Origin of the sequence: Trinickia sp., assembly GCF_051954495.1 — a bacterium.
Classification (GTDB): domain Bacteria; phylum Pseudomonadota; class Gammaproteobacteria; order Burkholderiales; family Burkholderiaceae; genus Trinickia.
This window is the reverse complement of the sequence record NZ_JBQCHR010000034.1, coordinates 14,615-26,473: the sequence shown is the minus strand read 5'-3', so window position 1 is coordinate 26,473 and position 11,859 is coordinate 14,615. Positions and strand designations below refer to the sequence as shown.

Genomic DNA, 11,859 nt, shown 5'->3' with positions numbered 1-11,859 from the left:
AGAGGCAAGAATGAACGAGCTTCCAAAGCTGCTGCCCACCAGTGCGACCGATGAAACCTACGGGGGCGTCACCTACCATATCGGCGGCGAGCTCGTGCCCGTGCTGTCGATCGACGTGTCCCGCCAACCCGTCTACTTCGAGCATCACATCCTGCTGTGGAAGAATTCGACGGTCAGGATCGGGCTCAAGCCGCTCAAGGGCGCCGTCAAACGCATGATGGCAGGCATGCAGGTGTTCGTCACCGAAGCGAGCGGGCCCGGCGTCATCGCGTTCAGCCGCGACGGCGCCGGCCATATCGTGCCGATCCACCTCGCCGTGGGCGAAGAGCTGCACGTGCGCGAGCATCAGTTTCTGGCCGCGACCGCCAGCGTCGATTACACGTTCGAACGCGTGCGCGGCATCAGCAACATGCTGTTCGGGCAAAGCGGGTTTTTCATCGACAAGTTCCGCAGCCATACCGCGGAGGGCGTACTGTGGGTGCACGGGTACGGCAACGTGTTCGAGAAGGTGCTCGCGGCCGGCGAAACGATCGATGTCGAACCCGGAGGGTGGCTGTATAAAACGCCCGACGTTCGTATGGAAACCGTGGTCGACCGGCTCACGAGCGGGTTATTCGGCGCGGGTGTGAACTTCATCGTCAATCGCTTCACGGGGCCCGGGCGTGTCGGCATTCAGTCGATGTACCTGAATTACGCGAGCGCCGAAACGTAAAGCCGCAGAAGCAATAACACGGGGCCTGCGATCTCCGCCTTCGGCCGTTCCTCGTTGCGAGCGGATCGATCGTATGCGCTCGAGGGCGGACCACCCTATTGGGCGGCCCGTCCTGCCTTGGGCCGGCTTACCGGCTCGCCCGTCCGCCGTCCAGCTTGAACGCCGCGACAGCGCCATTGAGGCCGGCCGCCTGGGCCTCCAAGGTGCGGGCCACGTCGGCGGCCTCTTCGACGAGCGTCGCGTTCTGCTGCGTCGCTTCGCCGATTTGCGTGACGGCGATGCCGACCTGCTCGATGCCGGCCGATTGCTGACGCGACGCCACGGCGATATCGGCGATGATGGCGCGTACTTCACCAACACGCGACACGATCCCTTGCATGGCGGCGCTCGCCTCTTCAGCCACCCGATAACCGCCGTGAATGGTCGACGTCGATTCGGCGATGACCGCGGCGATCTCCTTCGCGGCGGCCGCGCTACGCTGCGCGAGCGCTCGCACTTCGGAAGCGACGACAGCGAAACCTCGGCCATGTTCGCCTGCCCGGGCCGCTTCCACGGCTGCATTGAGCGCGAGGATGTTGGTCTGGAATGCGATGCCTTCGATCACGGTCGTGATGTCGGCGATCTTTTGCGACGAACCGCTGATGGCGCTCATGGTCGATACGACGCGTTCGACGGCGTGCCCGCCGTCCATGGCGGCGTCGGCGGCGCTGCCCACGACTTCGTTTGCACGCGCGGTATGTTCGGCGTTCTGCTGCACCGTCGACGTGATTTCTTCCATGCTCGCCGCTGTTTGCTCGACGCTGGCGGCCTGCGTCGCGATGCGCGCGGCGATATCGCCGCTGCTGGCCGAAATGCGTGACGTGCCGTCCGCCACGCCGGCCGATGCTTCGCGCACTTGGGCGACGATACGGGCGAGTCCTTCGCCCACGCCGTCGATGGCGGACATGAGCCGGCCGATCTCATCGTCTTGCCGCTGCGCGCCGCCGCGCGCGACGGGCGATCCGCGCAGCCGCACCGTCAAGTCGCCCGCCGCGAGCTGACCTGCCGCGGCCGCTACCGCGTCGAGCGGACGGCTCACGAGCCGGCGCACGACGACTAGGAAGAGGCCGCCGAATGCGATCAGCAGCACGAGCGCAATGGCCGCGAAGCGATTGCGGATCGAGGTGACCTCGGCCATGACCTCGTCGCGCATCGCGACACCGCCGATCAGCCATTGCCATTCCGGCACCGTCATGAACGATACGGTCTTTTCGCGCGCGCTGCTTTCTCCTAGCGTGGCGTCGGCCGACGCGTAGTCGATACGGCCTTGCTTTGCATCGAGCATCTGCGAATAGGGGCCGTCCTTGTCGTCGAACATCTTGCCCGCGGCGCTCGGGTGGACGATGAACTTGCCTCGGTCCGCGCCCGGCGACGCATTCATGACGAAGTAGTACCCGCTGTCTCCCACCTTTAACGTTCGGATCTGGTCTTCGAGCGCTTGGATCTGCGCATCGATGTCGACACCGACGAAAAGCGCGCCGATCACGCGTCCCGAAGCATCGGAAACAGGCTTGTACTGCGTGATATAGCGCTTGCCGAAGAGGGCGGCCAGCCCGGTGTAGGTACGCCCGGAAAGCACGAGGGCGTACGCCGGACCTTTACGGTCGAGCAGCGTGCCGATCGCGCGAGAGCCGTCTTGCTTCTTCAGCGATGTGGTCACACGCACGAAGTCGTCGCCGGTGCGCACGAACAGCGTCGCGATCGCGCCGCTGCGCTCCAGAAACTGATCGGGGATCGAAAAGTCCAGATTCAACACGCGATCGCCGGCCTTGAACGTGGGCGCGCTCGTGCCGTTGATATCGACCTTGGTGTTCTCATCGACCGTGAAGCCCCCGGGCAGGAAGCTTTCGAACAGCGACATCGTGCGGCCGACCTCGGCCGTCAACGCATGATCGAACAGGCCGATCATCTCCGAGATCGAACGGTTCTTCTCGTCGATCCGCTTCATGACTTGTTCGCGCACTTGCGAACCGGCCGCTTGGGTCAGCGCCCAGGCAAACGCAATGAAAATCACGGTGACGAGCACGCAGGAAAAAGCGACGAGTCTCGCACCGATACTAAGGCCGCGCCGATGGGGTACGGTCATTTGATTTCCCAAATAGTGAACATGTTGTTCTGGTTTTGTTTCGGAAAGGCGTGATCTGGCCCTGCGGCCATGCCTCTACCGGCTCTCGGAGGTTCGAGCTTCGAACGGCACCGTTCATTAACGGCAGCGCCACCTCAAAACTTGAGGTATTTTTCCCGCGCGGCGCATTACATCACGTTGTGATATAAATGGGGTTTCGACTGCGGCCGGCGGCATGCCGGTTGCGTAGTCGGTCATCCAGCGTCAGTCAGAGGAATTACATGAGCGAGCACAAGGGCGATTTCGCGACCGATGTCAGGCTTTTGCCGATCAGCGCGATCGCAGCCGTAGGAGGGGCGCTGAGTACGGTGGCGGCCGATTTTCTGCTGCATCTGATTCGTTTTTTCACCAACCTGTTTTTCTTCCAGCAGGCCTCCACGGCGAACCACTCGCCCTCGGAAAACACGCTCGGATGGCTCGTCATCTTGGCGCCCGTGATCGGCGGGCTACTTGTCGGCTTGATCGCCCGATTCGGCTCGGAGCAGATTCGCGGACACGGGATCCCCGAGGCGATCGAAGCGATCCTGTTCGGCAAAAGCAAGATGTCGCCGAAAGTGGCTGTCCTCAAGCCGCTGGCGTCGGCCATTGCGATCGGCAGCGGCGGCCCGTTCGGCGCGGAAGGCCCGATCATCATGACGGGCGGCGCGATCGGCTCGCTCGTCGCGCAGTATTTTCATTTGTCGAGCGCCGAGCGAAAGTCGCTGCTCGTGGCCGGCGCGGTGGCCGGCATGACGGCGGTGTTCGGCACGCCGGTCGCGGCCGTGCTGCTCGCGATCGAACTGCTGCTGTTCGAATTGCGGCCGCGTAGTTTGCTGCCCGTGGCGATCGCTTGTGCCGTGGCGGGGTTCACGCGTCCGCTGCTGCTCGGCAGCGGGCCGCTGTTTCCGCTGCACACGTTGCCGCTGGGCCCGCTCGGGCTCGTCTCGTCGGCTGTCGCGGGGCTGATCGCGGGGGCGTTGTCGTGGGGATTGTCGACGTGCCTCTACAAAGTCGAAGATGCGTTCGGCAAGTTGCCGATTCACTGGATGTGGTGGCCCGCGCTGGGCGCTGTTGCGGTCGGTATCGGCGGCTATTTTCAACCGAGGACGCTCGGTGTCGGGTATGACGTCATCGGCGATCTGCTGCAAAACCATCTCGCGCTGAAGGTTGTCGTCGCCATCGTCTTGGTCAAGGCCATCATCTGGGTCATCGCGCTTGCATCGGGCACGTCGGGCGGCGTGCTGGCGCCGTTGCTGATGATGGGGGCGGGCGTGGGCGCAGTCGCAGGCCCGTACATGCCCGGCGGCGAGCCGGCGGTTTGGCCGCTGATTTTCATGGCGGCGGCGCTCGGCGGAATGATGCGTGCGCCCGTGATGGCGGCGGTGTTCGCGTTTGAATTGACGGGCGATGCAAATGCGCTGTTGCCGTTGCTGGCTTCAGCTGCGGTGGCTTATGGATTCACCGTGCTGTTCATGCGCCGTTCGATCCTAACGGAAAAGATCGCGCGGCGCGGCTACCACATCTATCGCGAATACAGCATCGACCCGCTCGAGCGGCATTATGTCGAGGAAGTCATGACGCGCGGTGTGACGACGATCGAAGCGCAAACGACTATCGCGACGGTGTTGAGCGACTACTTCGGCCCGGGGCAGAAGTTCCGCGCCTACCCGGTCGTGGCATCGGGGCGGTTAGTCGGCATGGTCGACCGCGCGCTGCTCGACAGCGCGTCGGCCGACGACGCCGGGGTAGCCGTTGGGGCGTTGTTCTCGCAGTCCGAGCCCGATGTGGCGTTGCCCGGAGAAACGTGCCGCGACGTCGCCGCACGGCTGGCGGTGAGAGGGCTTGATCGCGTGCCGGTCATCCAGAACGAAAAAACCTGTCAATTGATCGGCATCGTCTCGCGGCACGATTTGCTCAAGCCCTCGATGTCGGTCTTCGCCGAGGAGCGCGAACGCGAGCAATTCCGCAGTGTGTGGACGCCCGACGTCTCGCGCGTTCGACCGGTCGAGGCCGACGACGATGCGCCGGACGGTCACGTGAACGTAGTTCGGCAGAAGATCACGGTCGAACAGCGGGACAGGTAGTGGGTCGTAGATGGTGCAAGGCGCGGGCTACGATCATGCGCGGTCGAGGAGGCTTCTCAACAACTCGGCGCCTTGCTTTCCTTTGGCCGCATCGTGCCAAAGCCGGTCGATCATCGTGCGGTACATGGCCACCGCATCCGCTGCGGTGGTGATGGTTGCGATACCCGTGCGAATATTCGGCATCTCGCCAAGCCGAAACGGCGAGGTCGCGACGTACGTCTCGTCTGGGCCCGTGAAGATCTGGAACGTCTCGTTCGGCATGTTGTCGCTGACGATGCCGATTTGAATTCCCCGGGTATCGCGATCGAGCATCTCGACAATGCGCATGACTTCTCGGCGCGCGGCTAGCTTGCGTTCGAGCTGCACGCCGGGGGACAGCCCCAGATGGCCCACGAGCCCGTGATGCAGGAATTGCTCGATCTGCCGCAAGCCGATGAGGCTGGTCACGTTGGGGCGCGTCTGCTTGAACGCCGCCTTGCGCTCCGCAAGGATCGCCGTGGTTCGACTAAGTACCTGCTGCCAGGATGCGCTGTTCAGCGACGAGGGAACGCTTTCGTCGAGCATCTGCCTGAGCCAGCCGTCGTATTCGTCGGAGGTCAGCAGGAACGAGAACGGGTCGAAATGGGCGACGATGCGCGTCGAACGGCTTTCCAATTGACGCATCCGCTCGAAGTAGCTGATCGCCGAGTCGTGATATTCCACTTCCACACCGAGCAGATTGGCGAGTGATACGCCAAATAGCGCCGCGAGACGCTCGAGCGTTTCCACCTTGACGATTTCACCGCGTTCGAGCTTGTACACGGCGGCGCGCGAGATGTTCAGCCGGTCGGCGAGATCTTCGCTGCGCAACTCGGCTGCCATCCGGTAAGCACGCAGACGTTCACCGATGCTTTCATAGTCGAAGCTCGCGCCGCGAGGGCGCTTCTTCCGTGTGCCGGACACTGTCACTTTAGGAGCCTTTGCCGTTTGCTCAAAGATGGCCGGGTGGCCGCGGACCGGTTAGGTCATGGACAACCGGTTATTTCGAGTGCTTTTTTGATCCTGCATTTTAGCTTGGACAGCGCCGCGCAAGATGACGCCGGACAGGAATTTCGAGATGGAATGGGATTTGCCACGACGTCCGACGACCTGACTTGCGGTCCGGTTTCAGTTCGTGCCGCCCTTTCGAGCCGATGCGTCAGCCCAAGCTTGCATTCGATCGTCAGCACTAGTAGTCTAAATATTTAGACGAGAAGAAATGATGAATCTTTCTATAGCTAACGCGTGGCTGGACCAAGACATGGTCGGCTTTTCCCCAACTGATCGACAGCAGTTTCATACTGACGTTCGGCGAACGTCGCTGCGGCTTGCCCAACCGTTCAGCGTCTTAGTGACGCGAGAGGAGAATCAGACGCGGCCTTTTTGGCGGCGCTGAACCGCTTCGCCGCGATACTTTCGAAGGAACTGTTTGTGTGACGGTCTCGGCCGCTTAATGGCGCGGTAGCGTCAAGCGCCTATCAGTGACAGCCGCTTCGCCGCAGGCGCTATCTCTGTATGCAAAAAAAAATCTGCGTTGGAGCGCACGCGGCGGCAGAATCGTCGACCGGTCACATATACTGCGGACCCATCGCACGACCGAATAATCATGACAACAAATGTTCAATCCTCGGAAGTCATCCATACGCTGCAGTCGCCGACAAGGGTGTCGGGTTATGCGCGGAAAGTGATGGTTGGCGCAGCAATTGGCTACGCGATGGATGGCTTCGATCTGCTGATTCTCGGTTTCATGTTGCCTGCCATTTCGGTTGGGCTTCAGCTAGGCGCGCAGCAGGCCGGCGCGTTGGTGACGTGCACCCTCTTAGGTGCGGTGGCAGGCGGTATTGTTTTCGGTGCATTGAGCGACCGCTTCGGCCGTGTTCGAGTGCTGACATGGACCATCATGCTATTCGCCATATTCACGGGCCTATGTGCGTTCGCCCAGGGGTTCTGGGACCTGTTGGCGTACCGCACGATCGCCGGCATTGGACTGGGTGGCGAATTCGGCATCGGCATGGCATTGGCTGCGGAAGCGTGGCCAGCTAGCAAACGTGCACGCGTCTCGTCCTATGTAGCGCTAGGCTGGCAAAGCAGCGTTCTGCTCGCGGCGCTGGTGACGCCGTTTTTACTTAAGAGTATCGGGTGGCGCGGCATGTTCGCAGTCGGCGTCCTGCCGGCGCTGGTGGCCTGGGTACTTCGCAATAAACTGCACGAACCTGAACTGTTCGTGCAAAGCAGAAAGCCGGTGCGCACAACTCGACGCTTCCGTCTGCTGGTGGCCGACGGCCGCACTGCGCGCACAAGCCTCGGCATCGTCATCCTATGTTCGGTGCAGAACTTCGGTTACTACGGGATCATGATTTGGATGCCGACCCGTTCTATGGAACGTGGGCCGCGCGATCGGCGGACTCCGGCCGTTAGTGGTCGGCGCACTTGCGACACGTTATTCGTTTCAAAGCGCGATTGCTCTGCTTGCCGCACTGTACGTGCTCGACGTGGTGGTGACCCTCGTGCTGATTCCCGAATTGAAAGGAGCGCAGCTCGAATAGTTGATGCGATGGGATGAGGTCGGACTCTGCTGTCGTATGCGCTACTGGTTCGCTGCGGTGTTGCAGCGAATAAACGCAAAGACCTCGTCCAGTTCGGAGGCGATACGCGTCCCGTCAGGCACGCTTTCAAACGCGTCTATAGGGCCGATGCATATCAGAGGCTTAGCGAACCGCGTGGCGAGCCGAATTTCGTCGAGCGTGCCTTTTCCGCCCGGCAACGCGATCACCACATCGCTAGTCAGCACATTCACGTAGTTGCGGCTGAGTGCCGACTCCAAATCATCGGTTTCCTTGCGCGGCAGCGGCGTGAGGACGGGAAGATCGACGAAGGGGTTGGGATACCCAGCGATCGGAGCGAACCCGAATAGAGGGTGCGCTTTGCTCGGCATGATGCCGATCGAGCGGCCTGTGCGTTCGGGTACAGAGGCAAACGCCCTTGCGGTTGAAAGCATTACGCCGCGCCCTGCTCCTGTCAGAAGGTCGAAGCCGTGAAAGGCGATCCACGCGCCAAGCGGTTCTGCGAGGTCCGGCCATTCGCTGCTGCCCGAACCCATCACTCCGATGATTGGCATCTTTCCCCCTGTCTTCTCAAAAACCCGATGGCCGCTTGCGCGTCTGAACGTCTATTTAATTATACGATCGAAACGATGCTCAACATGTGATGCGTATGAAATGATCAGAAAATTCGCTGAATGCGGAGGTTGCTTACTCCATGAAATGTCGACAGTCTAAAAAAATAGATTTATGACGAGCTGAAGGCGATGCCTGTCGCCCCCAGCATAGGAACGTTCCGGGGTTGCCGCCCGCTGTCAGCTGAGAGAGGAAAACGATGCTTGATCACGCAACCAACGAAATGCTCACGCGTGTAGGACCGAATACTCCATGTGGTGATCTCCTGCGACGCTCGGACGTTATATCCGGGCCTTTGATATCGCATGTCATGCTATGCTAACGATAGCATTCATCAAAGCAAGGAGAAGCCGATGCCCAAGTCGTATCAGGTTGCCGTACTGGTCGGAAGCCTACGTAAGAAATCGTTCAATCGCATGCTCGCGCATGCCTTGTCTACACTCGCGCCGTCGACGCTTTCGCTGCACATCGTCGAGATCGGCGCGCTCCCTTTCTACAACGATGATCTCGAGGCGGACGCGCCCTCATCATGGCAAGAGGTCAGGCGGCGCATCGCCGCAGCGGACGCCGTTCTATGCGTCACGCCGGAATACAACCGTTCGGTGCCCGCGGTGTTGAAGAACGCGATCGACGTGCTGTCGCGGCCTTTCGGCGCCGGCGCATTGAACGGCAAGCCGGCGGCCATCGTCAGCGCGTCGCCGGGGGCCATGGGCGGCTTCGGGGCGAATCATCACCTTCGGCAAACGCTGGTTGCGCTCGGGGTCAACGTCATGGCGAGCCCGGAGGTGTATCTAGGCAACGTCAGCGCCCTGTTCGACGATGAAGGCGCCTTGACGCACGCCGGCACGACCGAATTCTTGCAAAGGTTCACGTTCGCGTTCTCCGCGTGGATCGAGATGCTTTCAGCGCACTGAAGCACGTCATTCGCGCGCTCGGGCCGCATGGCCGTGCAAGCTCGGCCCGCGGCGCGCGGTGCGATAGGGCCAATGATCATGGACACACTTCAATGCATGCGCGTCTTCGTCAAAGTCGCCGCCGAGGGAGGCTTCGCGGCGGCGGCGCGCAAGCTCAATCTGACGACGTCCGTAACGTCGCGCGCCGTATCGTCGCTCGAGAACCATCTTGGGTCCCGCCTGCTGCATCGAACCACGAGACATACCGCGCTGACGGAAGCGGGTGAGCGGTACTTGCATCGATGCAGGCGGATCTTGGCCCAGATCGAGGAAGCGGAGGCGGAGGCCGACGCCGCGAGGCAGCACCCGTCGGGCTGTCTTCGCATCCATGCCTTGTCGAGCTTTGGGCATCATCTCGTCGTGCCCGCGGTGCTGCGGTACCAAGAGCAGTTTTCGTCGCTGCGCATCGAGCTCACGTTGTCCGGCACCGTGCCCGACATGCTCTCCGACGGCTACGACGTATCGATCGTCGTCGCGCCCGAGCTGCCGGATTCGGGGCTCATCAGCATCCGGCTCGGAAGCATTGCCGGCGTGGTGTGCGCCTCGCCCCGCTACCTTGCCGCGCACGGCGAGCCCAAGACGCCGGCCGATTTGCGCAATCATCATTGTCTGCAGCTTGCGACTCCGGTATTTCCGTTCAACAAGTGGATGTTCAATGGTGAGGGCTCGCCTGTTGCGGTGGAGATCGGCGGGCCGCGTTACGCCGTCAATGTCATGGAGGCGCTCGAGCCCGCGGTGAGAAGCGGGCTTGGAATCGGCATTCTGCCGGCCGGCGTCGCGCTGCCCGGGTTGAGATCGGGGGCGATCGTCAGAGTGTTGCGCGGTTATGAGGTTCAACCGGTGCTCGTGCATGCGCTCTATCCATCGCGGCGTTTCGTCGATGCGAAGATTCGCACGTGGATCTCTTTCCTGCGTGAGGAGTTGCCGGCGACCTTCGAGGCGGACCACCGGGCGCTCGCCATGATCGATGGCGCCCGGTGACGATCGGGCTGCCGAGTCGGCGCTTAGCGGCGCATCAGTCGCCCACATACAGCGAATTGGCATTCTCGAGGTAGAGCGACTTCGGCGAAGCGGGGGCCCGCGAGCCCGACGCGGTGGAGCCTGCCGCCTTGCCGCCGTACGTCGTCGTCACGGCCTCCCGCGTTTGTTCTGCTGTTCGTGCTTCGGCTGCCTGCACAGCACCCGGATAATCGATGTTGCTGCCGGCGGGGGAATATCCGGCGCCCTCCAGTCTAATGATGTCGTTCTTCACTTGTGCACGCGTAGCCGGTACAGGTGCGCTTTGTTGCGCGAGGGCGATGATCGGCGCCGCGGCGGCGGCGATAACGATGGTGTGTGTCAGGTATTTTTTCAAGGTTCACCTCTGGGTTCGACTGGGGCATCCGCTATTGCAATCGGTTGAAACTCGAGAACCGATGTATGCAGTTTAGGGAGACCGACGGCTAGGGTGAATACCTACGCCTTGGAACGCACCGTTGTTGACGATGCGGGTAATCGGCGATCGGATTGACTTGCGCTCAGCGCAAAAAAAAGCCAGCTCGAAAGCTGGCCAATGGGTGCATCGTCACCCGGAGCTCGGTTGCGGCGCCCAATGGGCGCTCGCTCGATTCGAGATTAAGGAATGACGACGTAATTGCTGAACCCGCCGTCGCGATCCTTGAGACCGGAGATCGCTTCGTTCACCCGCGACAGCGGGAATTTGCGATGCTCGAGATACGACAGGTCGAGGGCGCCGGTACTCACCATATCCGCCATCTCTTGTCCTTGCGCCGTCGTGAACCAGTTCGACCCGATCAGGTGAACTTGCTCGTCCATCAGCCACTTGACGTCGATGGGAAGATCCTCCGCCACGCCGCCCACGTTGACGACCTTGCCGCCGCGCCGCACGCCTTTCATCGAGTCGAGCATGGTCGCGGCAGGCGCCTTTGCGCCGAGCGCGCTGATCACGAAATCGACGCCTTCGCCACCGGTGAGCGATTTGGCCCAGTCACCCACCGATCCATCGCCGAGCTTCATCACTTCGATACGATCGGGTGCGAGCGCCTTGATGCGCTGGAGCAGATCTTCGTCGCGGCCCGTGCCGAGGATGCGCGTGAGACCCATCGCGAGACCGAGCATCGTCGACGCCACGCCGAGCGTGCCCGTGATCCCGTCGATCAACGCGACTTGCCCCGAGCCTGCCTGCGCATTCTTCAACGCACCATAGGATGTGCCCAGATAACCGAAACGCCCCGCTTGCTCGAAGCTCAAATTGTCGGGGATGTTGACGAGGGCGTATTCCGGCGCGGTCATGTATTCGCTGAAGCCGCCATACGGATACAAGTCGAAAATGCGCTGTCCGTCGCGGCTCGTGCTGAAGTAGCCGTTCAGCGTGTAGTAGCGGCATTCGCTGCGGCGGCCCGAGCGGCACGCCTTGCAGGAACCGCAAGAACGCAGCGGGCTCACGTACACCCGATCGCCGGGCTTCGCGTTGATGACCGCTTCGCCGACCTCTTCGACCACGCCGGCCGGGTCAAGCCCAAAAATCGCCGGAAATTTCGGTAGCGGCTGATGCGGAAACCACGTCGGCCAGTTGTTGATGACGTTGGCCATGTTCGGCACGATGCCGCATGCCTTGACCCGCACGAGCACATCCGTCGGCCGTGGCTTTGGAATAGGGATCGTGTCGAGCGTCATCGGGGTGCCCAGCGCGTGCAGCCGCGCTGCAACCATCGTTCTTTCCATGTCTACCTCGTTGCTAGTCAATTCGCCACGCTTGTTTGTTCGCCGCCGC

At 61.8% G+C, this 11,859-nt stretch carries 9 protein-coding genes and 1 pseudogene; 5 read left to right on the top strand and 5 right to left on the bottom strand.

Annotated features, from left to right (window positions below):
- The first annotated feature begins 10 nt into the window (after positions 1-10).
- On the top strand, positions 11-712 hold the full coding sequence (locus ACTHNR_RS05475; RefSeq protein ID WP_440546528.1) for an AIM24 family protein: 702 nt from the start codon (positions 11-13) through the stop codon (positions 710-712).
- A 127-nt stretch (positions 713-839) separates the two neighbouring features.
- On the opposite strand, the gene ACTHNR_RS05470 is transcribed toward ACTHNR_RS05475, so the two are convergent.
- On the bottom strand, positions 840-2,837 hold the full coding sequence (locus ACTHNR_RS05470) for a methyl-accepting chemotaxis protein (RefSeq protein WP_440546527.1): 1,998 nt from the start codon (positions 2,835-2,837) through the stop codon (positions 840-842).
- 260 nt (positions 2,838-3,097) lie between these two features.
- On the opposite strand from ACTHNR_RS05470, the gene ACTHNR_RS05465 reads away from it, so the two are divergent.
- Positions 3,098-4,939, top strand: coding sequence for a chloride channel protein (locus ACTHNR_RS05465; RefSeq protein ID WP_440546526.1), 1,842 nt, complete (start codon positions 3,098-3,100; stop codon positions 4,937-4,939).
- Between the two features lie 33 nt (positions 4,940-4,972).
- Here ACTHNR_RS05465 and ACTHNR_RS05460 read toward each other — a convergent pair whose 3' ends face one another.
- On the bottom strand, positions 4,973-5,881 hold the full coding sequence (locus tag ACTHNR_RS05460; RefSeq protein WP_440546525.1) for a helix-turn-helix domain-containing protein: 909 nt from the start codon (positions 5,879-5,881) through the stop codon (positions 4,973-4,975).
- A 682-nt stretch (positions 5,882-6,563) separates the two neighbouring features.
- On the opposite strand from ACTHNR_RS05460, the pseudogene ACTHNR_RS05455 reads away from it, so the two are divergent.
- A pseudogene (locus ACTHNR_RS05455) lies at positions 6,564-7,503 on the top strand (MFS transporter).
- A gap of 41 nt (positions 7,504-7,544) precedes the next feature.
- On the opposite strand, the gene ACTHNR_RS05450 reads toward ACTHNR_RS05455, so the two are convergent.
- A complete protein-coding gene (locus ACTHNR_RS05450; RefSeq protein WP_440546524.1) occupies positions 7,545-8,075 on the bottom strand; it encodes a DNA-binding protein in 531 nt (176 codons plus the stop codon).
- Between the two features lie 411 nt (positions 8,076-8,486).
- Here ACTHNR_RS05450 and ACTHNR_RS05445 point away from each other — a divergent pair, with 411 nt between their 5' ends.
- Both ACTHNR_RS05445 and ACTHNR_RS05440 read left to right on the top strand, forming a co-directional pair.
- Positions 8,487-9,047, top strand: coding sequence for an NADPH-dependent FMN reductase (locus ACTHNR_RS05445; RefSeq protein ID WP_440546522.1), 561 nt, complete (start codon positions 8,487-8,489; stop codon positions 9,045-9,047).
- A gap of 78 nt (positions 9,048-9,125) precedes the next feature.
- Complete coding sequence (locus ACTHNR_RS05440; protein ID WP_440546520.1) at positions 9,126-10,067, top strand: LysR family transcriptional regulator; 942 nt, start codon at positions 9,126-9,128, stop codon at positions 10,065-10,067.
- Positions 10,068-10,101: 34 nt separating this feature from the next.
- On the opposite strand, the gene ACTHNR_RS05435 is transcribed toward ACTHNR_RS05440, so the two are convergent.
- Both ACTHNR_RS05435 and ACTHNR_RS05430 read right to left on the bottom strand, forming a co-directional pair.
- Positions 10,102-10,440 carry a DUF4148 domain-containing protein gene (locus ACTHNR_RS05435; protein WP_440546519.1) on the bottom strand — a complete coding sequence of 113 codons (339 nt, stop codon included), beginning with the start codon at positions 10,438-10,440 and terminating at the stop codon, positions 10,102-10,104.
- Positions 10,441-10,700: 260 nt separating this feature from the next.
- The gene (locus ACTHNR_RS05430; protein ID WP_440546517.1) at positions 10,701-11,810 is read right to left on the bottom strand and encodes an alcohol dehydrogenase catalytic domain-containing protein; all 1,110 of its coding nucleotides are present in this window, start codon (positions 11,808-11,810) and stop codon (positions 10,701-10,703) included.
- Positions 11,811-11,859 lie beyond the last annotated feature (49 nt).

Excerpts from the sequence above, each read along its gene's own strand:
- ACTHNR_RS05450 (WP_440546524.1), bottom strand. The coding sequence starts at position 8,075 with ATGCCAATCATCGGAGTGATGGGTTCGGGCAGCAGCGAATGGCCGGAC.
- ACTHNR_RS05430 (WP_440546517.1), bottom strand. The coding sequence starts at position 11,810 with ATGGAAAGAACGATGGTTGCAGCGCGGCTGCACGCGCTGGGCACCCCG.
- ACTHNR_RS05475 (WP_440546528.1), top strand. The coding sequence starts at position 11 with ATGAACGAGCTTCCAAAGCTGCTGCCCACCAGTGCGACCGATGAAACC.
- ACTHNR_RS05440 (WP_440546520.1), top strand. The coding sequence starts at position 9,126 with ATGGACACACTTCAATGCATGCGCGTCTTCGTCAAAGTCGCCGCCGAG.
- ACTHNR_RS05465 (WP_440546526.1), top strand. The coding sequence starts at position 3,098 with ATGAGCGAGCACAAGGGCGATTTCGCGACCGATGTCAGGCTTTTGCCG.
- ACTHNR_RS05445 (WP_440546522.1), top strand. The coding sequence starts at position 8,487 with ATGCCCAAGTCGTATCAGGTTGCCGTACTGGTCGGAAGCCTACGTAAG.
- ACTHNR_RS05470 (WP_440546527.1), bottom strand. The coding sequence starts at position 2,837 with ATGACCGTACCCCATCGGCGCGGCCTTAGTATCGGTGCGAGACTCGTC.